The sequence below is a fragment of the Pseudonocardia sp. T1-2H genome, from assembly GCF_038039215.1.
Lineage (GTDB): Bacteria > Actinomycetota > Actinomycetes > Mycobacteriales > Pseudonocardiaceae > Pseudonocardia.
Genome location: NZ_JBBPCL010000001.1, coordinates 2536634 through 2561439 on the forward strand (window position 1 = coordinate 2536634; position 24806 = coordinate 2561439).

30 protein-coding genes and 1 pseudogene are annotated in these 24806 nt (G+C 71.0%); 17 read left to right on the forward strand and 14 right to left on the reverse strand.

What is annotated here, in order from left to right; all coding sequences use genetic code 11:
• Nucleotides 1–88 precede the first annotated feature (88 nt).
• On the reverse strand, nt 89–1381 hold the full coding sequence (locus WBK50_RS12655) for an MFS transporter (protein WP_341335790.1): 1293 nt from the start codon (nt 1379–1381) through the stop codon (nt 89–91).
• Nucleotides 1378–2742 carry an MBL fold metallo-hydrolase gene (locus WBK50_RS12660; RefSeq protein ID WP_341335791.1) on the reverse strand — a complete coding sequence of 455 codons (1365 nt, stop codon included), beginning with the start codon at nt 2740–2742 and terminating at the stop codon, nt 1378–1380. The genes WBK50_RS12655 and WBK50_RS12660 overlap by 4 nt, the downstream gene beginning before the upstream one ends.
• 75 nt (nt 2743–2817) lie before the next feature.
• On the opposite strand from WBK50_RS12660, the gene WBK50_RS12665 reads away from it, so the two are divergent.
• Complete coding sequence (locus WBK50_RS12665) at nt 2818–3483, forward strand: ArsR/SmtB family transcription factor (RefSeq protein WP_341335792.1); 666 nt, start codon at nt 2818–2820, stop codon at nt 3481–3483.
• Between the two features lie 287 nt (nt 3484–3770).
• Here WBK50_RS12665 and WBK50_RS12670 read toward each other — a convergent pair whose 3' ends face one another.
• Nucleotides 3771–4160, reverse strand: coding sequence for a BlaI/MecI/CopY family transcriptional regulator (locus tag WBK50_RS12670; RefSeq protein WP_341335793.1), 390 nt, complete (start codon nt 4158–4160; stop codon nt 3771–3773).
• Between the two features lie 150 nt (nt 4161–4310).
• Here WBK50_RS12670 and WBK50_RS12675 point away from each other — a divergent pair, with 150 nt between their 5' ends.
• The gene (locus tag WBK50_RS12675) at nt 4311–5477 is read left to right on the forward strand and encodes an MFS transporter (protein WP_341335794.1); all 1167 of its coding nucleotides are present in this window, start codon (nt 4311–4313) and stop codon (nt 5475–5477) included.
• Between the two features lie 280 nt (nt 5478–5757).
• Nucleotides 5758–6828, forward strand: a complete 1071-nt coding sequence (locus WBK50_RS12680; RefSeq protein ID WP_341335795.1) for a YncE family protein — start codon at nt 5758–5760, stop codon at nt 6826–6828.
• Nucleotides 6829–7042: 214 nt separating this feature from the next.
• Here WBK50_RS12680 and WBK50_RS12685 read toward each other — a convergent pair whose 3' ends face one another.
• A complete protein-coding gene (locus WBK50_RS12685; RefSeq protein WP_341335796.1) occupies nt 7043–8029 on the reverse strand; it encodes a cation diffusion facilitator family transporter in 987 nt (328 codons plus the stop codon).
• A gap of 185 nt (nt 8030–8214) precedes the next feature.
• Between WBK50_RS12685 and WBK50_RS12690 the strand changes: the two genes are divergently transcribed.
• Complete coding sequence (locus WBK50_RS12690) at nt 8215–8553, forward strand: ArsR/SmtB family transcription factor (protein ID WP_341335797.1); 339 nt, start codon at nt 8215–8217, stop codon at nt 8551–8553.
• 25 nt (nt 8554–8578) lie between these two features.
• On the opposite strand, the gene chrA is transcribed toward WBK50_RS12690, so the two are convergent.
• Together chrA and WBK50_RS12700 are read right to left on the reverse strand one after the other, a co-directional pair.
• A complete protein-coding gene (gene chrA / locus WBK50_RS12695; RefSeq protein WP_341335798.1) occupies nt 8579–9922 on the reverse strand; it encodes a chromate efflux transporter in 1344 nt (447 codons plus the stop codon).
• Between the two features lie 138 nt (nt 9923–10060).
• Nucleotides 10061–10942, reverse strand: coding sequence for a LysR family transcriptional regulator (locus WBK50_RS12700; protein WP_341335799.1), 882 nt, complete (start codon nt 10940–10942; stop codon nt 10061–10063).
• A 135-nt stretch (nt 10943–11077) separates the two neighbouring features.
• On the opposite strand from WBK50_RS12700, the gene WBK50_RS12705 reads away from it, so the two are divergent.
• Nucleotides 11078–11797: an SDR family oxidoreductase gene (locus WBK50_RS12705; protein ID WP_341335800.1), complete on the forward strand. Its 720-nt coding sequence runs from the start codon at nt 11078–11080 to the stop codon at nt 11795–11797.
• Here WBK50_RS12705 and WBK50_RS12710 read toward each other — a convergent pair.
• The 3 genes from WBK50_RS12710 to WBK50_RS12720 all read right to left on the reverse strand — a co-directional run bounded on the left by WBK50_RS12710 (nt 11722) and on the right by WBK50_RS12720 (nt 12960).
• Entirely contained in the window at nt 11722–12003 is a 282-nt protein-coding gene (locus WBK50_RS12710; RefSeq protein ID WP_341335801.1) for a hypothetical protein, read from the reverse strand. The genes WBK50_RS12705 and WBK50_RS12710 overlap by 76 nt on opposite strands.
• Before the next feature lie 214 nt (nt 12004–12217).
• Nucleotides 12218–12475, reverse strand: a complete 258-nt coding sequence (locus tag WBK50_RS12715) for a helix-turn-helix domain-containing protein (protein WP_341335802.1) — start codon at nt 12473–12475, stop codon at nt 12218–12220.
• Complete coding sequence (locus WBK50_RS12720) at nt 12475–12960, reverse strand: DUF2975 domain-containing protein (protein ID WP_341335803.1); 486 nt, start codon at nt 12958–12960, stop codon at nt 12475–12477. Before WBK50_RS12720 ends, WBK50_RS12715 begins: the two co-directional genes overlap by 1 nt.
• Nucleotides 12961–13210: 250 nt before the next feature.
• Between WBK50_RS12720 and WBK50_RS12725 the strand changes: the two genes are divergently transcribed.
• Entirely contained in the window at nt 13211–13891 is a 681-nt protein-coding gene (locus tag WBK50_RS12725; protein WP_341335804.1) for a class I SAM-dependent methyltransferase, read from the forward strand.
• Between the two features lie 145 nt (nt 13892–14036).
• On the opposite strand, the gene WBK50_RS12730 is transcribed toward WBK50_RS12725, so the two are convergent.
• From WBK50_RS12730 to WBK50_RS12740, 3 genes are all read right to left on the reverse strand, one after another.
• Nucleotides 14037–14237 carry a hypothetical protein gene (locus WBK50_RS12730; RefSeq protein ID WP_341335805.1) on the reverse strand — a complete coding sequence of 67 codons (201 nt, stop codon included), beginning with the start codon at nt 14235–14237 and terminating at the stop codon, nt 14037–14039.
• 418 nt (nt 14238–14655) lie between these two features.
• The gene (locus WBK50_RS12735) at nt 14656–15039 is read right to left on the reverse strand and encodes a DUF6114 domain-containing protein (protein WP_341339372.1); all 384 of its coding nucleotides are present in this window, start codon (nt 15037–15039) and stop codon (nt 14656–14658) included.
• The gene (locus WBK50_RS12740; RefSeq protein WP_341335806.1) at nt 15039–15587 is read right to left on the reverse strand and encodes a DUF6230 family protein; all 549 of its coding nucleotides are present in this window, start codon (nt 15585–15587) and stop codon (nt 15039–15041) included. Before WBK50_RS12740 ends, WBK50_RS12735 begins: the two co-directional genes overlap by 1 nt.
• A gap of 186 nt (nt 15588–15773) precedes the next feature.
• On the opposite strand from WBK50_RS12740, the gene WBK50_RS12745 reads away from it, so the two are divergent.
• The 6 genes from WBK50_RS12745 to WBK50_RS12770 all read left to right on the forward strand — a co-directional run bounded on the left by WBK50_RS12745 (nt 15774) and on the right by WBK50_RS12770 (nt 18921).
• Nucleotides 15774–16553: a MerR family transcriptional regulator gene (locus WBK50_RS12745; RefSeq protein WP_341335807.1), complete on the forward strand. Its 780-nt coding sequence runs from the start codon at nt 15774–15776 to the stop codon at nt 16551–16553.
• A gap of 422 nt (nt 16554–16975) precedes the next feature.
• On the forward strand, nt 16976–17122 hold the full coding sequence (locus tag WBK50_RS35095; RefSeq protein ID WP_445942353.1) for a hypothetical protein: 147 nt from the start codon (nt 16976–16978) through the stop codon (nt 17120–17122).
• Nucleotides 17123–17147: 25 nt separating this feature from the next.
• Nucleotides 17148–17630, forward strand: coding sequence for a hypothetical protein (locus WBK50_RS12755; protein WP_341335809.1), 483 nt, complete (start codon nt 17148–17150; stop codon nt 17628–17630).
• Nucleotides 17627–18061 (forward strand): hypothetical protein, encoded by a 435-nt coding sequence (locus WBK50_RS12760; RefSeq protein ID WP_341335810.1) that lies wholly within the window; start codon nt 17627–17629, stop codon nt 18059–18061. The genes WBK50_RS12755 and WBK50_RS12760 overlap by 4 nt, the downstream gene beginning before the upstream one ends.
• Entirely contained in the window at nt 18058–18576 is a 519-nt protein-coding gene (locus tag WBK50_RS12765) for a group III truncated hemoglobin (RefSeq protein ID WP_341335811.1), read from the forward strand. The genes WBK50_RS12760 and WBK50_RS12765 overlap by 4 nt, the downstream gene beginning before the upstream one ends.
• 6 nt (nt 18577–18582) lie before the next feature.
• Nucleotides 18583–18921: a cupin domain-containing protein gene (locus WBK50_RS12770; RefSeq protein WP_341335812.1), complete on the forward strand. Its 339-nt coding sequence runs from the start codon at nt 18583–18585 to the stop codon at nt 18919–18921.
• Nucleotides 18922–19008: 87 nt separating this feature from the next.
• On the opposite strand, the gene WBK50_RS12775 is transcribed toward WBK50_RS12770, so the two are convergent.
• On the reverse strand, nt 19009–19944 hold the full coding sequence (locus WBK50_RS12775; RefSeq protein WP_341335813.1) for an ATP-dependent DNA ligase: 936 nt from the start codon (nt 19942–19944) through the stop codon (nt 19009–19011).
• Nucleotides 19945–20351: 407 nt separating this feature from the next.
• Between WBK50_RS12775 and WBK50_RS12780 the strand changes: the two are divergent.
• A pseudogene (locus WBK50_RS12780) lies at nt 20352–21619 on the forward strand (IS3 family transposase).
• A gap of 23 nt (nt 21620–21642) precedes the next feature.
• On the opposite strand, the gene WBK50_RS35100 reads toward WBK50_RS12780, so the two are convergent.
• Nucleotides 21643–22089, reverse strand: a complete 447-nt coding sequence (locus tag WBK50_RS35100; protein WP_445942354.1) for a GNAT family N-acetyltransferase — start codon at nt 22087–22089, stop codon at nt 21643–21645.
• Nucleotides 22090–22450: 361 nt separating this feature from the next.
• Between WBK50_RS35100 and WBK50_RS12785 the strand changes: the two genes are divergently transcribed.
• Genes WBK50_RS12785 through WBK50_RS12800 form a run of 4 tightly spaced genes read left to right on the forward strand, consistent with a single transcriptional unit; the run spans nt 22451 to nt 24718 of the window.
• The gene (locus tag WBK50_RS12785) at nt 22451–22792 is read left to right on the forward strand and encodes a PadR family transcriptional regulator (RefSeq protein ID WP_341335814.1); all 342 of its coding nucleotides are present in this window, start codon (nt 22451–22453) and stop codon (nt 22790–22792) included.
• Entirely contained in the window at nt 22792–23160 is a 369-nt protein-coding gene (locus WBK50_RS12790) for a DUF1048 domain-containing protein (RefSeq protein WP_341335815.1), read from the forward strand. The genes WBK50_RS12785 and WBK50_RS12790 overlap by 1 nt, the downstream gene beginning before the upstream one ends.
• Nucleotides 23157–23957, forward strand: coding sequence for an ABC transporter ATP-binding protein (locus tag WBK50_RS12795; RefSeq protein WP_341335816.1), 801 nt, complete (start codon nt 23157–23159; stop codon nt 23955–23957). The genes WBK50_RS12790 and WBK50_RS12795 overlap by 4 nt, the downstream gene beginning before the upstream one ends.
• The gene (locus tag WBK50_RS12800; protein ID WP_341335817.1) at nt 23954–24718 is read left to right on the forward strand and encodes an ABC transporter permease; all 765 of its coding nucleotides are present in this window, start codon (nt 23954–23956) and stop codon (nt 24716–24718) included. Before WBK50_RS12795 ends, WBK50_RS12800 begins: the two co-directional genes overlap by 4 nt.
• Nucleotides 24719–24806 lie beyond the last annotated feature (88 nt).

Genomic DNA, 24806 nt, shown 5'->3' on the forward strand with positions numbered 1-24806 from the left:
AGATCGAGCAGCCGCCAACCGACCGCAGCTCGAGCCGGCGGGCGAGCACGTCGGCCTGCGCGACGGTGGTGTAGCCGTCCGCACCGGATCACGCGATCTCCCTGGTCCTGCGGGGGTGGGTCTCATACATCCGCACCGCCACGATCAGCCCGGAGGCAGCGGTGAGCGCCGCGATCACCCACACCGCGACCGGAATGCCGAAGGCGTCGGCGAGCAGCCCCGCGGCCAGGGCGCCGGCGGCGAACCCGCCGTCGCGCCAGAGCCGGTAGACCCCGACCGAGCGGGCCCGCCACGCCGGGTGGGCGACGTCGCCGATCGCGGCGAGCAGGGTCGGATAGACCATCGCGGTGCCGGCGCCGAGCAGCACCGCGGCCACCGCCCACACCGCGAACGAGTCGCCGAACGCGACGAGGCCGAGGGCGGCGGCCTGCAGGAGCATTCCGCCGGCGATCAGGGGTTTGCGGCCGGTCCGGTCCGACAGTGCCCCGGTGATCAGTTGCCCGGCACCCCACACGGCGGGGTAGAGCGCGGCGAGGACCCCGATCTGCGCGACCGACAGGCCGGCGGCGGCGAACAGCACCGGGAACAGGCCCCAGGCCAGGCCGTCGTTGAGGTTGTTGACCATCCCGGCCTGGCTGGCCGCGGACAGGGCCGGTTCGCGGAAGCTGGTCTGGAGGAATACCTGCCGGTCGGTGAGCTGGGCGTGCAGGTGGTCGTGGCGCCCGTCCGCGCGGGCGGTGTGCGAGGCCGCTTCGAGGCGGGCGTGCTCGCGGGTTTCGCGCACCGCCAGGGTGGACAGGCCCAGGCCGAGGGCGGCGTAGGCGATGCCGAGGTAGAACGGTTCCGGACGCAGCCCGTAGCGGGCGGCGAGGTAGCCGGTGGCCAGCGCGGTGGCCGCGACGGCCAGGTAGCCGGCGGCTTCGTTGAGCCCCATGGCCAGCCCGCGCCGGTCGGGCCCGACGAGGTCGATCTTCATGATGACGGTGGTGGACCAGGTCAGGCCCTGGTTGAGGCCGAGCAGCACGTTGGCCGCGATCACCCAGCCCCAGCTGGGCGCCCAGATGAGCAGCAGCGGCACCGGCAGCGCGATCAGCCACCCGGCGATGAGGACGGGTTTGCGGCCGAACCGGTCGGAGAAGGTGCCGGCAACGTAGTTGGTGGCGGCCTTGGTGGCGCCGAAGGCGAGGATGAAGGTCAGCGCGCTGGTGTAGGCGGTGAGCCCGAACTCCCGCTCGGCCAGCAGCGGCAGCACGGTGCGCTCTTGGCCGAGCATGCCGCCGACCAGGGCGTTGACCGCGACGAGCAGCACGAACTGGGCCAGGTTCGCCCGCAGCCCCAACCGTGCCACCCAGGTGGCCGGGTTGGCCGCGGGGGTGGTCATGACCCGGTCTCCAGATCGCGGCCGGTGACCTGCGCCCAGTCCTCCGGCCCGCCGACGAGCACCGCGAGGTCGCGGTACCCGGCGCGTTCGAGCAGGCTGGCCGCGCCGGCGGCGCGTTCGCCGTGCCCGCACATCACCACAGCCGGCGCGGCCGGTGGCCGGTCCGCGGCAGAGGTGAGCGCGCCGAGCTCGATGTGCCGGGCGCCGGGCAGGTGCCCGCCGGTGAACTCCGGGCGCTGACGGATGTCGAGCACACGACGGTCCCCGATCTGGTCGGGGGCGATCAGCTCGGTGCTGGCCGTCGGCTGCCCGACTGCGGCCCAGGCGGCCATGCCGCCGGCCAGTTCCCCGATGAACCGGTCGTAGCCGATCTTGGCGGCCTGCCCGACGAGCTCCTCGACGTCCTGGTCGGGGTTCCGCACCACGATCAGCGGGCTGTCGGCGGGGACGAGCCAGCCCAACCACGTCGCGAACTGGGCGCGCAACGGGATCGACACCGCCCCGGGCACGTGCGCGCGGGCGTAGTCGGCGACCGGCCGGGCATCGATCACGAGCGCGCCACGGTCCCGCAGCCGCCCGACCTCCGACACCGGCAACGACGCCAGCTCCCCGGTGCGACCGGCGTCGAGGACGGCCGGACCGTGGCGGTTGATCTCCCCGAGCCGCAGGAAGTACGGCGGGTAGCTGCCCAGCGAGCCGAGCAGCTCGCCGACGAACCGGTCCTCGTCCTCGATGCCCAACAGCGGATTGGTGGCCTTCTCCCGCCCGATCGTGCTGGTGCGCTCCGCCCCCGGCGGGGCGGAGCAGAACGACCCCGCCCCGTGGGTGGGCCAGACCGCGGTGTCCTCGGGCAGCGCGGCCAGCCGCCGCAGCGAGGCGTACTGCGCTCGGGCCAGCTCCTCGGCCCGGTCCTCGCCGAGCAGGTCGGTCCGCGCGGCCGACCCGACGATCAGCGAGCCGCCGGTGAACACCCCGAGCGGGATGCCGCCGTCGACGAGCAGGAACGACAGGTGCTCGTCGGTGTGCCCCGGGGTGCCCAGCGCGCGCAACCGCAGCCCGCCCAGGTCGACCTCGTCGCCGTCGCCCAGCCCGCGGTGCGGAAAGCCGCGGCGGCCGGCCGCGGAGGCGAGCACGGTCGCGCCCTCGTCGACGGCGAGCTGCCGCGCGCCGGAGAGGAAGTCGGCGTGCAGGTGCGTGTCCGCGGCATAGGTGGCCCGCAGCCCCAGACGCCCGGCCCGCGCGCGGACCGCGCGCAGGTCCCGGGGCGGATCCACCACCAGCGCCCGCCCGTCGCCGAGATCGAGCAGATAGCAGGAGTTGCCCAGCCCCTCATCGACCACCGCTACCGGCTCGATCCCCATGACGCCTCCCCGAGATCCGTGGTGACGGCCCTCACACGGCGTCCTACAATGTTCCACAGATCATTGGAGGAATCCATGGGCGATCCGGCCCGCAAGGCCGCCCTGTTCGACCAGCTGGCCCGGGTGGGCAAGGCGCTGGGCAGCGGCAAACGCCTGGAACTGCTCGATCTGCTGGCCCAGGGGGAGCGCACCGTCGAGGCGCTCGCGCAGACGTGCGGGCTCGGCACGACGACCGCGTCGGCCCACCTGCAGACCCTCAAGCGCGCCGGGCTGGTCGCCACCCGCCGGGACGGGGTGCGGATCCACTACCGGCTCGCCGGCTCCGATGTCGCCGAGATCTACGTCCGGCTCCGCGAGCTCGCGGCCGCGCACCTGCCCGACGTCACCGCCGCGCGGGACGCGTACCTGGGCCCGGCCGACGTCGAGGCCGTCACCCGCGAGGAGCTGCTGCGTCGGGTCGACGCCGGTGCGGTCACGGTGGTCGACGTCCGACCCGCCGAGGAGTACGCGACGGGCCACATCCCGGCCGCGCTCTCCATCCCGCTCGCCGAGCTGCCCGACCGGCTCGCCGAGCTGCCCGCCGACCTCGAGGTGGTCGCCTACTGCCGCGGTGCCTACTGCGTGTTCTCCCACGAGGCAGTCCGGCTGCTCGCTGCCCACGGCCGCCGCGCCCGCCGCCTGGCCGAGGGGATGCTCGAGTGGCGCCTCGCCGACCTGCCCGTGGAGACCGCAACCGGGTAGCCGCCGGTCAAGGCCAGCCCGGTGACTGCTGCGCTCGCTTGTGTGCTCAGGGCTGCGACGCCGGTTCGGCGCCTGCAACGGCTGCCGGGGCCGAGTGGTGGGCCGCGCCGGCCCGCTCGATGAGACGTTCGCCGAGGTGCTGCACCGCCACAGCGCTCAATGCGCAGGTGAGGATCAGCGCGAGCAGGGTCGTGCGTTGACCGCGGCGGGCGGGAGCCGGCGCCCCGGGGCCGGACCCACAGCGGCGAAGAGCAGGCAGACGGCGATCGCGAGCACCGCGGCGAGCGTCATCGGTTTTCCGTCCTCGGCCCGGGCGGGTCGGTGTGGGCGAGCAGCTCGGTCAGCAGGCGCTCGTCGTCATCGGAGAGCGCGCCGACGAACCGGGAGAGGACCGCGGCACGGTCGTCACGGGCGTCGAGGAGCCGCTGCATCTGCCGGGCGGTGACCTCGGCGTCGTCGACGATCGCGACATAGGCGAATCCGCGGCCGACGCGGTGACGGGTCACTCGCTGTTTGGCGTGCAGCCGCGACAGCACGGTCATGACGGTGGTGTAGGCCAGGTCCTGGTCCAGGGCGTCGCGGACCTCGGCGGGGGTCATGGCCGCACCGTTGAGGGCGAGGACGGCGAGGGTCTCGTGCTCGAGACCGCCTCGTTGACGCCTGCCCGCCCGTACCATCTGCCCCCGCCAGCGTCGACGTCCTCTACTACGGTGATCGTAGTACACGTGGCTGGGCGGAGGGACGATAAGGCTGTGGCCGACGAGAAGCCGAGAAGGCCGGGGCCGGTGGGCGAGCCGTACGGGGGCGGAGTGCCTTCGAGGTCGCCGGTGCCGGCGGGTCGGGAGCTGGCGGCGATCCGCCCGCTGTTCGCCGCGGGGTTCGTCACGGCGTTCGGGGCGCACAGCATCGCCGCGAACCTGGCGTCGGGGCCGGGTGACCTGGCGGATCACCTGCTCGCGCTGGGGGTGCTGTTGGCGCTCTACGACGGCGCCGAGGTGTTGCTGAAGCCAGTGTTCGGGTCGTTGGCCGACCGGGTCGGCCCGCGCCCGGTGCTGCTGGGCGGGCTGATCGCGTTCGCGGTGGCCTCGGCTGCGTTCGTCGTGGCCGGCGACCCTGCTCTTCTGGGGTTGGCGCGGTTCGGGCAGGGCGCGGCCGCGGCGGCGTTCTCTCCCGCGGCGGGGGCGATGATCGCCAGGATCGCGCCGGACCGCCGTCGCGGCCGGGCGTTCGGCAGCTACGGCGCGTGGAAGGGCCTGGGCTACACCCTGGGCCCGGTCCTCGGCGGTGGCCTGGTGGTGCTCGGCGGCTACCCGCTGCTGTTCCTCACGCTCACCGGGCTGGCCCTGGCGGTCACCGGGTGGGCGCTAGTCGCGGTCCCGGCGCTGCCCGCGCTGCCCCGGGCCCGGCAGACGGTGCTCGACCTGCTGCGGCGCCTGAGCGGCCGGGAGTTCGTGCTGCCCACGCTCGCGCTCGGCTCGAGCACGGCGGCCCTGGCCAGCGGGGTCGGGTTCCTGCCCGTGCTGGCTGCCCGGGCCGGACTCGGCCCGCTCGCCGCCGGTGCGGCGGTGTCGGTGTTGGCGGCGGTTGCCGCGCTCGGGCAGCCCTGGGCAGGGCGCGCTCACGACAGCGGCCGACTGGCGATCAGGGCGGGCATCAGCGCGGGGCTGGCCCTGACCGCGGTCGGTGTGGCCACACCTCTCGCCGTGGCCGGGCTGCCCGGCCTGCTGATCGCCGCCGCCGTGATCGGGCTCGGCACCGGCCTGATCACCCCGCTGGCGTTCACCGCGCTCGCCGCGGCCGGCCCACCGGAACGACTCGGGCAGACCATGGGCTCGGCCGAGATCGGCCGCGAACTCGGCGACGCCGGCGGACCGATCCTCGTCGGCGCCCTCGGTGCCGCCTTCGGCCTGGCCAGCGGACTGGGCGGACTCGCGGCGCTCATCGGACTCATCGCGGTGGCCACCACCGGTCTCCGTCGAGACCCGCCCTCCTAGCTACTACTAATTTAGTAGTTGTATGTGTCCCGGGTGCTCGGTCCTGCATGGTGCGGGACCGCGCCGACCGGGACCCGGACGACGCACGATGCGCATAGCCGCGGCGGTACAGGACGAGCGCCCCGGGGATAGCCGCGGCGCGGGCGGAGGGCCTGTCGAAGGCCTACAGCGCCGGGGAGGCTCGGGGGCTCGCGCTCGACCACGGTGATGATGAGCCCATCAGTGGCCGCTGCCCCGTTGGCGTCGACGACGGGCGCCGGCCGGAGGACGGGAGTAATCGATGACGACGGCCCGATCCACACGCGTCGCACGGCGCCGGCCCTGGCGTTCTGGGTGGCCGATCGCGGCGGTGGGGGTTCTTGTCGCGGTCGTGGTGGCGGTGGGGTTCGTCGTGGTCATCCCGAGTTCCCGCCAACCCACCCCTTCGGCGCTGCCGTTGCGGACCACCGGTGAGCTGGCGTTGCCGGGGGACAATTCGCGGTTCGACTACGCCAGCCTCGATGCCGACGGGGGGCTGCTGTTCATCGCCCACCTCGGTGCCGGCGAAGTCCTCGAGGTCGACATCCGTGCCCACCGGGTCGTGCGCACGATCCGAAATCTGCCTCAGGTCCACGGCGTGCTCGTCGTTCCCGCGCTGCATCGGGTCTACGCCACCGCCACCGGCAGCAACCTCGTGGTCGGAATCGACGAGAACACCGGCGAGGTACTCACCCTCAGCCCGACCGGCGAGTACCCCGACGGCCTGGCCTACGACCCGCGCCGCGGCGCGATCTGGACGACGAATGAGACCGGCGGATCCGAGACCGTGATCGACACCGTCACCGGGGCACCGCGCGGTACGGTCGCGCTCGGTGGGGAGGTCGGCAACGTCGCCTACGACCCGATCGGTGATCAGATGCTCGTGGCGGTACAGGGCCACGACGAACTCGCGGCCATCGACCCGGCAACGCTCACCGTCACCGCACGGGTCTCGTTGCCCGGCTGCGAGCACAGCCACGGACTGACCCTGGACCCGGGCGACCGGCTCGGCTTCGTCGCCTGCGACGCCAACGCCACGCTGCTCACCGTCGACCTCAGCACCTGGCAGACCGCGGGCACCAACCCGGTCGGCCAGGAACCCGACGTCCTGGCCTACGACCAGAACGCCCACCAGCTCTACGTGGCCGCGGAGAGCGGCTGGGTCACCGTCCTGGACGAGCGCGAGCGCCGGCTGAGCGTGGTCGGCTCCGATCACCTGGCCGACGGAGCTCACGTGGTCGCCGTCGACGACACCACGCACCACAGCTTCTACCCGCTGCCCGCCGGAGCGGACGGCCACCCCACACTCCTGGAGGCAGAACCCGCTCCGTAGCTGCCCGGCCGGACGCTGCAACGGTTACATCGTTGTGAGGTGGAGGCGTTTCCGGAGAGGCGGGTGGATGTACCCGACGTTCACCCGGAAGCGGTGGCTGCGTCCTGGTGCGGTGCTGCTCGATGACATGACGGCCGGCATCGAGCGCGGATGCTGAACGGTGATCACACGGCTGGGCGGGCGCAGCACCGCGGGCATCCTGAGAGGGCTGTGTCTATCTGGAGATCGCGCCCGGGTCCAGTGCGGTGGGGTGGTGGGCCAGGGCGGCGTGGTGGTCATGGCCGCTGGTGTCGCGCGGGCTGACGTGCACGGTGGCGTCCACCAGACGAGGCACGCCGTGCAGGAGGCTGTGCTTGGCCGCGGTGGCGATGTCGTGGGCCTCCACGATGCCCAGGGCGGGGTCGACGACGATGCCGGTCTCGGCCCGCACCCGGTGCCCGATCCAGCGCAGCCGCAGCTCCTCGACGTCGGCCACGCCGGGCACCGCCCGCAGGCCGGCCTCCGCGGTGTTCACGAGTTCCGGGTCGACCGCGTCCATCAGGCGGCGGTAGATGTCGGTGGCCGCACCCCTGAGCACGACCAGGATCGCCACCGTGATCACCAGTCCGATGATCGGGTCGGCCAGCGGGAACCCGGCGAGCACCCCGAGGGCCCCGACGACCACGGCGAGTGAGGTGAATCCGTCGGTGCGGGCGTGCAGCCCGTCGGCCACCAGCGCGGCCGATCCGATCCGCCGCCCGACGCGGATCCGGTAGACCGCGACCAGCTCGTTCCCGGCGAACCCGATCAGCCCGGCGGCGATCAGTACGCCGAGGTTGCTGATCGGCTGCGGCTCCAGCAGCCGGCGGACCGACTCGTACCCGGCCACGACCGCGGACAGGGCGATCATGGCCACGATGAACACCCCGGCCAGGTCCTCGGCACGACCGTAGCCGTAGGTGTAGCGCCGCGACGCCGGCCGCCGGCCGAGTACGAACGCGATCCACAACGGCACCGCGGTCAGCGCGTCGGAGAAGTTGTGGATCGTGTCGGCGAGCAACGCCACCGACCCGGTCACGACCACCACCACGGCCTGGGCCAGCGCGGTGACCAGCAGCGCGACCAGGCTGATCTTCACCGCGCGGACGCCCTCGACGCTGGCCTCCAACACCGGGTCCACCGAGTCCGCCGCGTCGTGGCTGTGCGGGCGGAATACCGACATCAGCCCGCCGACAACCCCACCCCGTTCTTCGTGCCCGTGCCCGTGTCCATGTCCGTGTCCGTGTCCGTGTCCGTGTTCGTGGCCCGGGCTGCCGGCATGCGTGTCGCTCACGGTTGCCAGGGTGCGCTGCTCAGAGGCATTATGCAAGCATGCGCGCGCACAATGGAATGGCCGTTGCGAGGGTAGTGCGACAGCCGAGTGGTGGCGATCAGCTCGCCGTGGCCGCGGACGTGCTGGGACACCTCGCGAACCCGACCCGACTGCATCTGCTGCGTCTGCTCGCCGAGGGCGAGCAGGACGTGAACACCCTCACCGCGCAGGTCGATGCGTCGCGTTCCTCGGTGTCGCAGCATCTGGGACGGCTCCGCATGGTGGGGCTGGTGCAGACCCACCGCGACGGGCGCCGGATCGTCTACCGCATCGCCAGCGACCATCTGGACCGGCTGGTCGAGGAGGCCTACGCCTTCGCCGAGCACCTCGTGCACGACATCCCCCACCACGGGTCCCCGCCTGGCCACGACTGACCGCAGCCGCCACCGACCCCCACTGCTACCTCACCGGCAGGCCGACGAGGCCGGCCACCAGCCCGAGGAGTGCGCACACCCCGAGGGTGCGCAGCACCGGCCAGCGCACGGCGAACAGCAGCAGGGCGGCGACGACGGTGATGGCCAGCGCGACGGGTCGCAGGGTGGACAGGTCGGGGAGGTGGATGGCCAGCGGGCCGGCGTCGAGGAGATGGGTGCGGGCGAAGAGCGTGTTGAGGGCGAAGTAGAGCGCGAGGTTGGCGATCACTCCGACGACGGCGGCGGTGATGCCGGTCAGGGCGCCGGCGAGCGCGGTGTTGTGGCGCAGCCGTTCGATGTAGGGGGCGCCGAGGAAGATGAACAGGAAGCTGGGCACGAACGTCACCCAGGTGACCAGCAGCGACGCGACCACCCCGGCGGCCCACGGGGTCAGCGGGCCGGGGTTGGCGTAGGCGCCGAGGAACGCCACGAACTGCACGACCATGATCAGCGGGCCGGGGGTGGTCTCGGCCAGCGCCAGGCCGCGGACCATGTCCCCCGCCGAGAGCCAGCCGTAGGTCTGTACGGCATGCTGGGCGACGAACGCCAGCACCGCGTACGCACCACCGAAGGTGACCAGCGCCGTGCCGGAGAAGAACAGCCCCTGCGACGTGTACACGCTCCCCGCACCGGTGAGCACCGCGACCACGGCGACCGGGGCCGCCCACAGCACCAGACCCACCGCGAGGATCTTCCCCGTGCGGATCAGGGACGGCGCCTCGCTGTGCAGGCTGTCATCGGCGATCAACGGCGCCGCGCCGTCGGCCGGGCCCACGGCGTGCCCGCCGGTGTGGGTCAGGGCCGGGATACGACGCCCGGCGAGCCATCCCAGGATCGCGGCCGCCGCGATGACGACCGGGAACGGGACGGCGAACACGGCGAGCGCCACGAACGCGGCGACGGCGATCCCGACGAGCACGCGATGGGTGAGCGCCCGGCGCCCGACCCGGACGACGGCCTGCACGACGATCGCGACGACGGCGGCGCCGAGCCCGACGAACAAGGCGTTGATCGCGGTGGTGTCCCCGAACCCGACGTAGATCGCCGAGAGTGCGAGCAGCGCGACCATCCCGGGGAGCACGAACAACACCCCCGCCGCGATGCCCCCGCGAAGCCCGTTGAGCAGCCAGCCCACGTAGACGGCGAGCTGCTGCGCCTCCGGCCCGGGGAGCAGCATGCAGTAGTTCAACGCGTGCAGGAACCGGCGCTGGCTGATCCAGCGCCGGTCGTCGACCAGGGCGCGTTGCATGACCGCGATCTGCCCGGCCGGACCGCCGAAGGTCTGCAGCGAGATCCCGAACCACGCGCGCAGCGCGGTACCGAACGGCACCACATCACCGTCGCGCCGGTCGGGCCCGCCGACGGTGTCGGCGCCCTCCTGAGGTGCACCATCCGGCGGACCCGGAGTGCGAGGTGGTTCCGCGGCCGGTTGGTTCATCTGCCGATCTCCTTCCAGGCGGGCGGCCGCTCAGGCGGGGGTGTAGGGCCGCTGCGCCTGGGTGGTGGCGATCTCGGTGAACTCGTGGATGAGGGGATCGGTGCGGGTGTTGTCCCAGGCGAGGCACACGTGGTTGGGCCCGATGTCGTCGATGGGAACCCAGGCGACGTCGGGGCGGGTGTAGAAGGTGGCGGTGGAGAGAGGGAGTACCACCAGCCCGCGGCCGGCCGCAACGTGCTCGAGTTTCTCCTCCACCGTGCGGATCGGCGGCGGCGGTTCTCCTCGGCCGGTACGCAGCTCCACCGCGATGTCGCGCCATTCGGGCACGGCGTCGGGGTTCTGCAACAGGTGCTCGTGGGCCAGATCACTGATGCTGATGCCGTCCTTGGCCGCCAGCAAGTGGTCGAGGGGTACCGCGGCCACCCGGGGTTCGGTGAGCAGCGGGCGGATCTGCAGGCCGTGCTGGTCGATGGGCAGGCGTACGTAGCTGACGTCCACACGGCCGTCGTGCACGACCTCGGTCTGGTCGTCCCAGCTGGTGCGCAGCACGTCGACGGTGAGGTCGCGGTGGCGGGCGGCCAGGACACGGGTGGCGGGGGTGACGATGAGCCCGGGCATGAACCCGACGGTGAAGCGGTCGGCGGCGAGTGCGGCGCGTTGGACCCGTCGTTGCAGGGCGTCGGCGCCGGCGAGCAGGGGGCGGGCGTCGGTGAGGAGTTGCTCGCCGGCGCGGGTGAGCGCGGTGGCGCGTTTGGTGCGGTCGAACAGCTGGGTCTTCAGCTCGTGTTCCAGGGCACGGATCTGGCGGGAGAGCACGGGCTGGGCGATGTGCAGCGCTGCCGCGGCGCGGCCGAAATGCAGGTGCTCGGCGACCGCGACGAAGTAGCGCAGCTTGCGCAGGTCCACATCCATGCTCGCGCCTCCTGTACGCGGCCGAGGCCGGATGCCCCAAGGGTATTGCAGGCGCGGGAAGGAGTCTTGGACCTCGCCCCATCCATGGGCACATCGTGGAGGAGGTTCGACCAGCACTTCACCAGGAGGTTTCTCATGGATCTGCACGGGCAGCGCGTCGTCGTTCTGGGCGGCACGTCGGGCGTCGGACTCGCGGTCGCGGCCGGCGCCGCGTCCGCCGGGGCCGAGGTCGTCGTCGTCTCCAGCCGCCGCTCCAGCGTCGACAAGGCGTTGTCCGCGCTCCCCGATGGGGCCACGGGCCGTGTCGCGGACCTCAGCGACCCCTCCACCGTCCGCGGCGTGCTCGAGGAGATCGGCGAGCTCGATCATCTCGTCTACACCGCGGGCGAGTCCCTGGCCCTGATGCCGATGGCGGAGCTCGACGTGGAGCAGGCACGGCAGTTCTTCGGTCTGCGCCTCTTCAGTGCCCTGGCCGCGGTGTCCGCGGCAGCGCCGCTGGTGCGCACCGGTGGCTCGATCACGTTGACCACCGGCACGGCCAAGGACCGTCCGGGCGCGGGCTGGGCCGTTCCGGCGAGCATCTGCGGCGCGGTGGAGGCGCTGACCAAGGCGCTGGCGGTCGAGCTCGCCCCGATCCGGGTGAACGCCGTGAGCCCGGGCGTGCTCCGCTCGCCCCTGTGGGCGGGGATGAGCGAGGCCCACCGCGAGCAGATGTACCGGGACGTCGCCGCGGCCATCCCGGCGGGGCGCATCGGTGAGGTCGGCGACGCCGCGCAGGCCTACCTGTACTGCATGACGCAGACCTTCACCACCGGCACGGTTCTGACCGTCGACGGCGGAACGGTCCTCGTCTGACATCGAGGATCGAACCGCTGCGCGGAGCGGCCGAACTCGACCGGATCCGCCGCGACACCAGCACCGCCCAACAGCGGGCCGCAGCCGAGCACGCCGAGATTGTCGATCGGCTCCGCGCCGACCTCTTGGCCGCGGCCGAGCGCCGCGCCACCGAGCACGCCCACCAGCTCGCCGAGCTGCACCGCCAACTCGGCGCCGCCGAGCACGAGATCGAAGCCCTCCGCGCGCGCTGACCACCAATCCGGCAACTACCGAGCGCGGGTGACCCGTCACGGGATGGCCGGGTCCGGCGCGGCACGTTCGCAGGTCGCGATCGGCGACCAGGACGATGCGGTGCAGGCTAACCTAGATCTACCCAACGGGGTCGGGACGGTGCTGCGGGTGATCGGCGATCCACGTCCATGCGGTCCACGTGCCGTGTCACGGGCCGGTGGAGCCAGGCGTCTTCACGCCCGCCCTGGGACACGCGGCGTCCTCGGCCTCCCAGCGCAGCAGGTCGCCCGGCTGGCACTCGAGCACCTCGCAGAGCGCGGCGAGCGTCGCGAAGCGCACCGCCTTGGCGCGGCCGTTCTTGAGTACCGCCAGGTTGGCGGGCGTGATCCCTACGCGGTCCGCGAGCTCGCCCACCGACATCTTCCGCCTGGCCAGCATCACGTCGATGTCGACGGCGATCGGCATCAGATCACCTCGTCCAGCTCGGCCCGCATCTGCGCCGCTTCGACGTCGCGCGCGACGGCCTGGGCGAGCAGCATCCGCAGCACGAGCACGATGAGCGCGACCCCCAGGATGGCCACGCCAACCCCGCCCATGATGACGGTGACGCCCGGGTCGTCCCGCTGGCCCGGCGCATTGAGCACCGTGACCGCGAACCACACGAGGGCGGCCGCCACGATCGCGCCGATCACGACGTCCACGTACCGGAAGGCGGCGTGGGAGAACACGGTTCCGCGTCGCACCATCGTCACCAGCCGCCATACGCAGACCAGGGCGACCTGGACCGACGCCATGCCCAGGATCGTGATCACGCGCAGCGGGGTCAGCGGGAGCGACCCGTCCTCCGGGTCGGTGGCCAACGCCCACACCATCCCTGCCTGTACGAACACGGTGCCGGCGAGCATCACCACGAGCACGGCGCGCAGCGCACGCACGGTCAGCTTTCCCATGGCCCATCCTTCCATCGATTTACGATGGGAATCTATCGAAACTCGATAGGCGAAACAAGGCTGGGACGAAGGGTGGGCGGCGGTTTCGCACCGTGGCGGGACGCCGCCGCCTCCCATCCGCGAGCCGACGGAGGAGCCTTGACCGACCAGGTCACCGAGCAGCTGCACGCGCACACCGCCCTGGACGAGTTGCTTGCCGAACCGGCAACAGGAGTGGCGATTCCGGAACACGATGGGCGACGGTGGGCCGGTGACCGACAACATCACGGCGGGATCGCCCGCTTCCGACGCTCCCCCGCATGCCGACGCCTATATCGGAGTCCCCGCCCTGCAGGCCAACTGGGACAGACGGTACGCCGAACGGGAGCAGCTGTGGAGCGGCCAGCCCAACGGTGTGCTCGTGGCCGAAGTCGCCGGGCTCACGCCCGGGCGGGCGCTCGACGTCGGCTGCGGCGAGGGCGCGGACGCCGTCTGGCTCGCGAACGGAGGCTGGGACGTGACCGCGCTCGAGGTCTCGGAGGTGGCGCTGGAGCGGGCGGCCGGGCGCGTGCAGGACGCCGGTGTCACCGTTCGCTGGGTGCACGCCGCGCTGGAGGAGGCGGCGCTCCCGCCGGCGTCCTTCGACCTCGTCTCCGCGCAGTACCCGGCCCTGCTGCGCACCCCCGACGCCGCGGCCGAGCGCGCGCTGCTCGCGGCCGTCGCGCCCGGAGGGATGCTGCTGTTCGTGCACCACGCGGGGATGGACACCCAGCAGGTGCATGACAGCGGCTTCGACCCGGCCGATTACGTCTGGCCCTCGATGGTCGCCGCGCTGCTCAACGACGACTGGGACGTACAGCTGTACGAGCAGCGGCCGCGCATCACACCCGACGGCGGCGCCGGCGCACACCACGCTGAGGACCTGGTGCTGCGCGCGCGCCGCCTACGCTGAGACTCCTCCTCGCGCAGCCGGGCCGGAGGCAGGCGAAATCAGGATCGAGCTGCGGCCTATCGCTCGACCGGACGGTGCTAAGGCTGTGCAGCGCTCCGAGTCAGCCGTGCCGCCAGGCCGTCCAGGTGGCGGGCCAAGGCGTGAGTCAGCAGGCCGTCCAGGTCCTGCGCCCCCTCCCGGTGGACCGCGGCCAGTCGGGGAAGCGGCCGGAGCTCACGAGGACACGCATCTCGCCGTCGAGCGTGTTCCACCACTGGTCGTTGGCCACCCCGGTCTCCCGCTCGGCCCGCACCTCCGCTGCGGCGCTGATGGCGAGGCCACGGACGAGGGCGGGCAGGGTCGCCACCGGTCCTGTCCCCTCTCAGGCCGGTGGGGTCGAGGACGGGAACGTCGCCAGGCCTCAGGTCAGCTCGCAGTCGGACGTAGCGGGTGGCGTGGCGCCGCCGGTCCTGCTGAAACGAGGTGTCGACGTCGAGCTCGACGACCGTGGTCGGGGCGACCTGGACGTAGCCGATGGGTTCACTGGGGCGCTGCCCGAACCTGCTCGAGGGGATCGTGGCCGGCCAGGGGTGGGTGCCCGGCGCCGGCGTGGTGAGGAGGCGGCCGAGTTCGGTACGCGCGGGGTGGGGGAGCGGGGTGGTGCGCCCGGCGATCCGGAGCCGTCCACTTGTGTCGTAGCGGCCGAGGATCAGCGCCTCGGGCCGGGCGATGGAGCCGAGGACGCCGCCGACGACTCATGGTGGCTGAGCTATGCCGACCGTCGGCTAGCGCGAGGAGCCGGTCCGGCCTTGCCCGTTCCGGCGTCCGCCGGCCTCTGCAGGTTCCCAGGCCAGGGCGAACGCGCCGCCGGTCAGCCCGAGCAGCATCCCCACCACCAGGCCGCCCAAGCTCGGCGTGACGAACGAGATAAGGGCCAGCACGATTCCCGCCATTCCGCACATCGTGTGCTGACCCGGCGCGATGGCGAGCACGACTCCGGTCGCCAGAAGGAGCGTCCCGACGAGCAGTCCGGTTACCCCTGCGACGCCCGGTGCAGCAAGTACCGTCAGCCTGCTCGACGGCAGCAGCAGAACCAGCGCACCCGACGCCAGGAGGCAGCACACCGCACAGGCTGGGCGGCTCGCCAGGCCACGAGCCAGACCGGCCATCAGGAACACTCCGGCACGTCGTCGCCCACCCGCAGGTCGAGCGCGGACAGGGCCAGGTCCGCGACGCTCGCCCACCGAACGGTCGCGCTCAGGTCGAGGTTCAGTCCCTGCGCGAGGATCGGCAGACTGCCCGGCGGCGCCACGTCCACCGGTATTCCGTCCGGCGTCGTCTGCTGCCGGTTCACCAGAAGCTTCTGACCTGCGGCCCCGAGGCCGTCGAGGCTCTCGATTGCGAACTGCACGTCACCGGCCCGGATCTCCTTCCCATCCGCGGGCGTCTCCAACCGCAACACCCAGGTCCCGATCGGCGTCGACACTGCGCCTGAGGCGCACAGTCCCCGCACCCTCACGTCGTCCAGCCCCACCACGACCACTGGACGGCGTGTCCCGTCCGCATCCTGAACGAACTGCGGAAACACTCCTGTTGCCACAGCGGTGAGTTGCGCGGCGGTGATCTTCACGTGCTGTCGACCGTCGGTGGCCAACGCCACCGGCAGCAGGCCCGTCGCCGCCGCTCCCACCATCACCCCGGCCGCCAGCAGCGACACGACGAAGATCGCGACGAAGCGCCGCCACCGCGTCCGGCCACCGCTCGCCCCATACGTCGGCGCGTGGTGCCTCCCCGTACTCCGCAGCGCGTTCATATCATCAACAACTGTGCCACTGAAAAATGGGAACGTTTGCGGTCATCGGTCACCCGATCGAGGGTCCTCATGCTCCGCCAAAATGGCCTGATGCCGCGATACAGGGTCGACGAACTGGCCCGCCTGGCCGGGATGACAGTGCGTAACGTGCGCGCCTATCAGGAACGCGGCCTACTCCACCCGCCGCACCGCGACGGCCGGGTCGCACTGTACGACGAATCCCACCGCGGCCGGCTCCGCATCGTCGGCCGGCTGCTCGAACGTGGCTACACCGTCGCGAACATCGCCGAGCTACTGGGGGAATGGGAGAGCGGTCGCGACCTCGCTTCGGTCCTCGGGCTCGAGTCCGCCGTGAGTGCGCTCTGGCCGCCGCGCCTCGCTCAGGACGTCACGATCGTCGAGCTCGGGCGTCTCTTCGGCGAGGCCTTCTCCCTCGACGAGCTCGCCGACCAGCTCGTGGAAACGGGTCTCCTCGTTCGGCAAGGCACAGCCCTGACTACTCCGAGCCCTCAGGTCCTGTCCGCCGCAGCCGACCTCGTCCGAGCCGGCGTGCCGCGGGCCGAGGTGTTCACGCTTGCCCGCCGCGCGACCACCCTGATCGACGGGCTCGCCAAAGATCTTCTTGACGCGATACTCGTTCACGTGGTCGATGCCGGCGCGCCGACGGCCTCCGGCCTGCCCGACGACGAGGCCGTGACCCGCACGGCCGCAGCACTACGAGGCCTGGCACCCGCGGTGACCTCGGGCGTCGCCGAGCTGCTCGGCTCAATGATCGAACGGCACACCATCGAGGCAGTCGGCGTGCGAGCCGGACCGCTGCTCACCGGGCAAGGGGACAGCTTGACCGCCAGGGCTCCCCAAGCCGAGTGAAGGCGGGCAGTCGTCATCCTTGAAGCGTCCGGCTAATGATGTTGCTGCGTGGCGTTGCAGGTAGGGGCCCGAACCCTCCGGAGCCGGGCCGGATGCGGGATTGTCGAACCTGGCGGAAATGGCGCTGGCCCTGCTGACCCCGGCGCGCCATGCGCTGAGCACCGCGAAGATCACCGCTCGGGCGGGTCTCGAGGCGAGCGCTCGCCGTGATCGGAATGCCCATGAGGACGCCATCCTCGCCGAATCGGCCCGGCCTACGGGTGTTCCGGTGGTGGCTCGCGCATCAGCTCCAGGTGCTTGGCCATCGTGTCGAGGCCAACGGCGGCGCGGCGTTGATCGACGCTGTCGGGGTCGCGGAGGTTCTCCGGCTGGACACGCTGCGCGCCGTCGCGCAGCCTCTCGACGCCCGCGAGCTTGCCGAGATGTGCGGCCTGCACGTGAACACCACCCGGTTCCACCTCGATGTTCTCGCCGACGCCGGGCTCGTGGCGCGTGAACCTCGGATGTCGGGCCGGCGGGGCCGTCCTCGCCTGCTCTACCGCGCCGTCGCGGGCCACCACCAGCCCTGATCCCGGGTACGCATGGCTCGCGGTCATGCTGGCCTCCCACTGGGATAGTGACGACGACGGTTCGCGGCGCGCCGAGCGGGCCGGCTATGCGTCCGCCACAGCGATGATCGGCCACGCCCCTCCGGCTCGCACCGCCGATACCTCCGGCCACGCCGCGGAGGCCGACCTCGGGACGCGGCTGCCCCCGGTCATCGCGTTGTTCGCCGAGCTCGGGTTCGAACCCGACGTCGTCGAGGACGGTTCGGCCACACAGTTGCGACTGCATGTATGCTCATTCCGGGCCGTAGCCGCAGCACATCCCGAGGTGGTCTGTTCGCTGCACCTGGGCCTGCTACGCGGTGCCCTCGACGAACTGGACGTCCCCGCCTCTGCAGACGAGCTGCACCCCTTCGTCGAACCCCAGCTGTGCACAGCGACGCTCACGCCGGCTCCGCGCGGGCCTGCTCGCGCCGGACCAGCCACCCCGCCACGAGATGACGAGGCGCTTCAGAGACAGGAGCAGCGATGACGTGGGTCGAGGTGGTCCAGGTGGCTGTCCCGTTCCTGTGGTGCGGTGCGGTGGCGGGCATCTCCTTCCTGGAGACGCCCCTGAAGTTCCGCGCACCGGGCGTCACCCTCCCGCTCGGCCTAGGCATCGGCGCACTCGTCTTCCGCGCCCTCAACCTGGTCGAACTGGTCCTCGCCGTCACGATCACGGGGACAATGCTCGCCGCGCCTCCCGACATCGGCGCGGTAGCGCTGCTGGCCGCCATCTGGGTGCTGCTCCTCTCTCAGGTCGGAGTGGTCCGTCCGCGGCTCGACCGCCGTACCCGAGAGGTGATCGCAGGAGGCACCCCGCCCCGGTCACCGCTTCATCTGATCTACATCGGGCTCGAGACCGTGAAAGTGGTGTCGTTGCCGGTCCTCGGGGTGCTGCTGGTCGTCGGGGTCGCAGGGTGACCGGCCAGACCGATCTCCGGGACATCGCCGACCGCGAAGACATCGCCCAGCTAGTGATCGCGTTCTACCGGCGGGCGTTCGCCGAGGACCTGCTCGGGCCGATCTTCACCGACATCGCCAAGGTCGGCCTGTCCGCGCACCTACCTGTCATGTGCGACTTCTGGGAGACCGTCTTGCTCCGAGTGGGCCTCTACCACCGCAACGCGTTGAGGCCCCACTCGCGCCTCAACGAGCAGGTGCGCCTGACGCCCGCGCACTTCGAGCGAAGGTTGAGCCTGTGGACCCGGACGGTGGACGAGCGATACCAGGGGAAGAAGGCCGAGCTCGCCAAGACTCAGGCCGCGCGGATCGCCGGGTCCATCGGTCGGCGGCTCAGCGACGCTCCGGCGACGGCGCGCGGGATGATCCGCGCCCGCCGCGGTGGAGACGAACCGTCCCTCGAGACCGCAGGCGAGCGACCACAACCGCAACTGGTGACGCTGCGACCGCCGTCACCTCCCGCAACGCGAGGATGACGCCCCGTGCAGAAGATCTCGCTCGACGCCCTTGCTCGCGAGCTACTCGAGACCGCCGTCACCAACACCAGCGGTCGCGCCGCTCGCACCGTCTACGGTGGTCATGAACACACGCTGCGCCAGACCCTGATCAGTCTACGGGCCGGACAATCCCTGTCCGAGCACGATAATCCCGGTGAAGCCACGCTGCACGTCCTGCACGGCAGGGTTCGGCTCCACGCCGCCGGCGAAGCCTGGGAAGCACGACTCGGCGACATGCTCATCATCCCCGACGCTCGGCACAGTCTCGACGCGATCCACGACGCCGTCGTCCTGCTCACCGTCGCCAAGACGGAACGGCCCTGATGTCCCCGCCTCGGCCGGCCAGCAGGCGGGAGCAGCAGGCAGCCCCTCCCCTCATTTGGCACGTGATGCCGGCCGACATCGTCGCGCTTAGGGGCGCCGAAGTTGATCTGCCTTCGCAACCTGGTCCGGCTCAGGCCGGTGGGTCGAGGACGGGCACATCCCCCGGGTGCAGGTCGGCCCGCAACCGGACGTAGCGGGTGGCGTGGCGCCACCGGTCCTGCTCGACGGGATCGTGACCGGCCACGGGTGCGTGCCCGACGCCGGCGTGGTGAGGACGTGGCCGAGTTCGGCGCGGGCGGGTTGGGGGAGCGGGGTGGTGCGGCCGGCGACCCGGAGTCGTCCGCGGGTGTCGTAGCGGCCGAGGATCAGCGCCTCGGGTCGGGCGATGGAGCCGAGGACGCCGCCGACGACGGCCTCGGTGGTGCGCCGGGTCCGGATCTTGCGCCAGGTCCGGCCGCCGGGGCGGTAGGGCTGGTCGCGGCGTTTGGCGACGACCCCTTCGATGCCGGCGGCGGAATGGTTGGTGAGCCAGGCGCGGGCGACGGCCGGATCGGTCGTGGCGGGCATCAGCACCAGCCCGTGCGGGAGCTGGCGTCCGAGGAGGTCCTCGAGCAGGGGCCGACGGGCGCGGTAGGGGAGTGGCCGGACGTCGCGGTGGTCGAGGGCGAGGACGTCGAACACGACGAACGAGGCCGGGCTGGCCAGGGAGAGCTGCCGGGCCCGCGCATCGGTGGGGCGGATGCGCTGTTGCAGGCCGGCGAAGTCCAGCCGGCCCTCCCGCCACAGCACCAGTTCCCCGTCGAGCACGACGGCGGTGTCGAGCTGTTCGAGGGCGGCCACGATCTCGGGGAAGTAGCGGGTGAGCGGACGCTGCTGCCGGGATTGCAGGGCAACCCGATCAGCGCGCCGGTGGGCGAGGCAGCGGAAACCGTCGAACTTGGCCTCATAGGACCAGCCCGCATGCGGGGCTTCGGGGAGCCGGTCGGCGTGGACCGCGATCATCGGGCGCAGCGGGAACTCCACCCCCGCGATCCCCGCCGGTTGCGCAGCTATCCGGCGACGATAGGCAGATCACCACGGGTGGGAGACAGTGGACCGACCGTGGCCTCGCCCGTGGTCGGCAATGGACCCAGGGTGACACCCCCGCCGGGGCTGCGCTTCATTGAGAACCGACGCGCCCCAGCCGTCACTGTCCTGTCTCAGCGAATATGGCCCGGCGGTGAGCTGGGCGGAGCCAACTGTAGTGAGACAGCACAGTTAAGGTCTTGTCTCAATGAACCTGGTCCGTGTGGCAGCGGCCCGGCAGCGTTGAGTCGTCCTCGAGACAGTCTGCCGATGATGTTGCGGCGCTTGGACAGGTCAGCGATCCGTCTGGCCGAGTGAACCGCCCCGGCGTGTCCGGAGACTTGATCTTCTGAGGAGATGGAGTCATGACACGTCGTTCCCAGCCGCCGTATCCGCCGGAGTTGCGTGAGCGGGCGGTGCGGATGGTCGCCGAGATCCGCGACGACTACGACTCGCTGTGGGCGGCGATGAACGCCGTCGCCGACAAGCTCGGAGTCGGCACCGGCGAGACCGTGCGCAAGTGGGTCCGCCAAGCCGAGACAGACTCCGGCGTCCGGCCCGGCACGACCACGCAGGAGTCAGACGAGCTGCGCAGGCTGCGGCGGGACAACGCCGAGCTCAAGCGGGCCAACGACATCCTGAATGCGGCCTCGGCCTTCTTCGCGGCCGAGATCGACCGGCCACGCGGGCGCTGGTGAGGTTCATCGACCAGCACGCCGCCCATCAGACCGGTGGGCGGCGATGGGGCGTCGAGTCGATCTGTGCCCAGCTCGCCGAGTTGGGCGCACCGATCGCCCCATCCACCTACTACTCCGCCCGAGCCGCCCGACCGAGCAGGGCGGCGCGGCGCGATGAGTACCTCGCACCACAGGTGGCGCGGGTCCACGCCGAGAACTACGGCGTCTACGGCGCCCGGAAGGTCTGGGCCCAGCTCAACCGCGAGGGCATCCCGGTCGCGCGCTGCACCGTCGAGCGGCTCATGCGCGCCTAGGGCCTGGGCGGAGCACGCCGCGGCCGACGGATGCGCACGACGCTGCCGGGCGGGCAGACACGTGCCGGGGACCTGGTGGGCCGCCGGTTCAACCCGCCCGCCCCGGACCAGCTGTGGGTCGCCGACTTCACCTACGTCCCCGCGTGGTCCGGGATGGTCTACGTCGCGTTCGTCATCGACGCCTACTCGAGGCGCATCCTGGGCTGGCGCGTGGCGACTTCCATGCGCACCGAGCTCGTCCTCGACGCCCTCGAACACGCAGTCTGGACCCGCACCGGACAGGGCCGCGCCGAGCTGGACGGGTTGATCATGCACACCGACGCCGGGTCGTAATACACGTCCATCGCCTACACCGAGCGCCTCGCCGTCGCCGGCGCGGCACCGTCGGTCGGCACGGTCGGCGACGCCTACGACAACGCCTTGGCCGAGTCCACGATCGGGCTGTTCAAGACCGAGCTGATCAAACCGAGAGGGTCCTGGCGCAGCGTCGAGAAGGTCGAGATCGCCCCCCTCGAGTACGTCGACTGGTTCAACCGCCGCCGCCTACACAGCGCCGCCGGGGACATCCCGCCTGCCGAGCTGGAGGCCGCCCACTACCGTCAACGAGCACCCCGACCGGAGCCACAGGGCTCAAGCCGATAGCTCTCCGGACACGCCGGAGCGGTTCACAGGGCCGTTGGGCCGACGAGCAGGCAGTCGCAACTCAACTCGCGCACCATCGGCTGGCCGCAGGCAACCTGATCAACACATACACGGAGACCCCCATCTCGTAGTTGGTGAGCTGACCCGTCGTCGCCGCCGAAGGCATCAGTTCGGGACGGTCCGCCCCGGCCGACCAAGTGACCGGACTCTCGTTCGTAGGCGAGCCACTTTCCGAGCCTGTCGCGGCGCCAGCGGCATTCCATGTCGGTCGCGAACTCTGCTGCGCGTTGGCTCGACCAGGGACCCTCGTACCAGGCGGCGATGCCGGGGTCCCGGTGCAGGTCGACCAGCTCGGTGACTGACTCGGTCGTGATTGGCCGCAGGACGAGGCGGGGCGTGTACTGGACGCTGCGTCCCTGGCTGAGGCAGTCATCGGCGCCATGATCGCGGCGAGTGGTGACCGCGACCAGGCGCCTCGCAGCAAATCAATCAGACGATCCGTTGGCGTGGCTGGCCCCGCGCCGCGGTGGGCATCGCGCAGCAGTTCGTGGATCAGCTCGTGGATCAAGATCCAGAGAGACGTTGCGGCGACGCGAGTGCGACGCGCCGCTGCTGTGGGTCTTCAGCCCGGGCCTCACCCCCCCTCGGCCTCCCGCCCGACACAGACCCGGGGCCTTGCAACCTGCCCACATGCCAGGCAGATCAACGACGACGGAGCCCTGGGGGCGTCCTCCTCTGCGCAAGCAAGCCGGTATCTAGCGTTGCCAAGTACCGGTACCTAGTGTTACCGTCTACCAGTAGTCAGCATCGCTGAGTAGGTGGAGGCGAGCGATGGGCAATCAGATGACGGAGATGCTGAAGGGGACGCTCGAGGGCATCGTCCTCGCGGTGCTGTCCGCAAGTCCGGCGTACGGCTACGAGATCACCGCGCGGTTGCGCGAGCAGGGTTTCTCCGACCTCGTCGAAGGGACCGTGTACGCGCTATTGGTCCGGGTCGAGCAGCGGGGCTTCGTGGACGTGGAAAAGGTCCCCTCGGAGAAGGGCCCACCACGCAAGGTGTACTCGCTCAATTCGAAGGGGCGGGAACAGCTTGAGGGGTTCTGGAGGACCTGGAGCTTCCTGGCAGAGCGGATCGAACAGCTCCGCATCGCACAAGGAGAAGGAGAAAACTGATGGTCGTCAAGTGGATCGAGACCCTCACCGGGTCACTGGAGCAGAAGAAGCAGTACAGGCAGGACAAGGCCCGCATCGACGCCCTCCCCGGGCCGTACGGGACGGCGGCGAAGGCGATGCACCGGTACTTCATGTACTACGGGGGCATTACCGACGGCGACACCCTCGTCAGGATGTTCGGCGACTTGGCCGACCTGTGGGAGCGCGCCGCCGCCGATGGCACGCCGCTGCACGAGATCGTCGGCGACCATCCTGTGGAATTCGCCGAGACCTTCGTGCGGGCCTATGACGGCAGGCAGTGGATCGACAAGGAGCGCGCTCGGCTGACAAAGGCGATCGAGGACGCTGAGCGAGAGGAGCAGAGGTGACTACCCAACCCGCGATCCGCGTTCGGGGCATCGAGAAGTCCTACAAAGACGTGCATGTGCTGCGGGGCGTCGACTTCGACGTCGCCATCGGGAGCATCTTCGCGCTCCTCGGCTCGAACGGTGCGGGCAAGACCACGCTCGTGCGGATCCTGTCGACGCTGCTGAAGGCCGATGCCGGCACCGCGACGGTCCATGGCTTCGACGTCGCCGGCGAGCCCGGCGACGTGCGCCAGTCGATCAGCCTGACCGGTCAGTTCGCCGCGGTCGACGAGGTGCTCAGCGGTCGGGAGAACCTCGTGCTAGTCGCCAAACTCCGCCACCTGAAGAACCCTGGTGCGATCGCCGACGCCCTGCTCGCCCGCTTCTCGCTCACCGACGCGGGCGGCCGCAAGGCATCGACGTACTCGGGCGGCATGCGCCGCCGACTCGACATCGCCATGAGTCTCATCGGCAACCCCCCGGTCATCTTCCTCGACGAACCCACCACCGGGCTCGACCCGCAAGCGCGGATCGAGGTGTGGGAGGCCGTCAAGGAACTCGCCAAGGGCGGCACGACCGTGCTGCTCACCACCCAGTACCTCGACGAGGCCGAGCAGCTCGCCGACCGGATCGCAATCCTGCACAAGGGCACGATCATCCAGAACGGCACCCTCGGCGAACTCAAGCAGCTCCTTCCGCCCGCCGAGGTCGAGTACGTCGAAAAGCAGCCCTCCCTCCAGGACGTCTTCCTCGCTCTCGTCGGCGCCACCGACGACCACCTCGACGCCACCTTCCGGGCAGGAAAGGACTCCCGATGACCACCTACGTCCTCGCCGACACCGGCAGCCTCACCGGCCGCTCGCTGCGCCATATCCTCCGCAGCCCCGACACGATCATCACCACCGCGGTCACCCCGATCGCCCTGATGTTGCTGTTCGTGTACGTGCTGGGTGGCGCGATCAACACTGGAACCGACGAGTCGTACATCAACTACCTGCTGCCCGGCATCCTGCTCATCACGATCGCGTCGGGTATCGCGTACACCGCTTACCGACTGTTCCTCGACCTGCAGGGCGGGATCTTCGAGCGGTTCCAATCGATGCCGATCGCGCGGTCGAGCGTGCTGTGGGCGCATGTGTTGACCTCACTGGTCGCGAACCTCGTCTCCGTCGCGATCGTCGTGGGCGTCGCCCTTATCATGGGGTTCCGCACGGGAGTATCCGTCGGCGCGTGGCTAGCGATCGCCGGCATCCTGATCCTGTTCACCCTCGCCTTGACCTGGCTTGCCGTGATCGCCGGGCTCTCGGCGAAAACGGTCGACGGGGCTAGCGCCTTCAGCTACCCGCTGATCTTCCTGCCCTTCATCAGCTCCGCATTCGCGCCCACCGGCTCGATGCCCGGCCCGGTCGCCTGGTTCGCCGAGAACCAGCCCGTGACCTCCATCGTGAACACGATCCGGGCGCTGTTCGCCCAGCAAACCGTCGGCGGCGATATCTGGATCGCGCTCGCCTGGCTCGCCGGCATCCTCGTCGTCGCCTACACAATCGCGATCGCAATCTACCGCCGCAAGATCAGCTGAGTCGGAACGTGATTCTCGAAGCCGGCACGTTCACTGACATCCCCGGCACCACCACACCTGGGGCACTTGAGGTTCCCCCGGTAGCTCG

Bases quoted from the DNA above. Each gene is read 5' to 3' on its own strand.
- WBK50_RS12655 (WP_341335790.1), bottom strand. From the start codon at position 1,381: ATGACCACCCCCGCGGCCAACCCGGCCACCTGGGTGGCACGGTTGGGG.
- WBK50_RS12660 (WP_341335791.1), bottom strand. From the start codon at position 2,742: ATGGGGATCGAGCCGGTAGCGGTGGTCGATGAGGGGCTGGGCAACTCC.
- WBK50_RS12665 (WP_341335792.1), top strand. From the start codon at position 2,818: ATGGGCGATCCGGCCCGCAAGGCCGCCCTGTTCGACCAGCTGGCCCGG.
- WBK50_RS12670 (WP_341335793.1), bottom strand. From the start codon at position 4,160: ATGGTACGGGCGGGCAGGCGTCAACGAGGCGGTCTCGAGCACGAGACC.
- WBK50_RS12680 (WP_341335795.1), top strand. From the start codon at position 5,758: ATGACGACGGCCCGATCCACACGCGTCGCACGGCGCCGGCCCTGGCGT.
- WBK50_RS12685 (WP_341335796.1), bottom strand. From the start codon at position 8,029: ATGTCGGTATTCCGCCCGCACAGCCACGACGCGGCGGACTCGGTGGAC.
- WBK50_RS12700 (WP_341335799.1), bottom strand. From the start codon at position 10,942: ATGGATGTGGACCTGCGCAAGCTGCGCTACTTCGTCGCGGTCGCCGAG.
- WBK50_RS12705 (WP_341335800.1), top strand. From the start codon at position 11,078: ATGGATCTGCACGGGCAGCGCGTCGTCGTTCTGGGCGGCACGTCGGGC.
- WBK50_RS12715 (WP_341335802.1), bottom strand. From the start codon at position 12,475: ATGCCGATCGCCGTCGACATCGACGTGATGCTGGCCAGGCGGAAGATG.
- WBK50_RS12720 (WP_341335803.1), bottom strand. From the start codon at position 12,960: ATGGGAAAGCTGACCGTGCGTGCGCTGCGCGCCGTGCTCGTGGTGATG.
- WBK50_RS12735 (WP_341339372.1), bottom strand. From the start codon at position 15,039: ATGGCCGGTCTGGCTCGTGGCCTGGCGAGCCGCCCAGCCTGTGCGGTG.
- WBK50_RS12745 (WP_341335807.1), top strand. From the start codon at position 15,774: ATGCCGCGATACAGGGTCGACGAACTGGCCCGCCTGGCCGGGATGACA.
- WBK50_RS35095 (WP_445942353.1), top strand. From the start codon at position 16,976: ATGTGCGGCCTGCACGTGAACACCACCCGGTTCCACCTCGATGTTCTC.
- WBK50_RS12755 (WP_341335809.1), top strand. From the start codon at position 17,148: ATGCTGGCCTCCCACTGGGATAGTGACGACGACGGTTCGCGGCGCGCC.
- WBK50_RS12760 (WP_341335810.1), top strand. From the start codon at position 17,627: ATGACGTGGGTCGAGGTGGTCCAGGTGGCTGTCCCGTTCCTGTGGTGC.
- WBK50_RS12785 (WP_341335814.1), top strand. From the start codon at position 22,451: ATGGGCAATCAGATGACGGAGATGCTGAAGGGGACGCTCGAGGGCATC.
- WBK50_RS12790 (WP_341335815.1), top strand. From the start codon at position 22,792: ATGGTCGTCAAGTGGATCGAGACCCTCACCGGGTCACTGGAGCAGAAG.
- WBK50_RS12800 (WP_341335817.1), top strand. From the start codon at position 23,954: ATGACCACCTACGTCCTCGCCGACACCGGCAGCCTCACCGGCCGCTCG.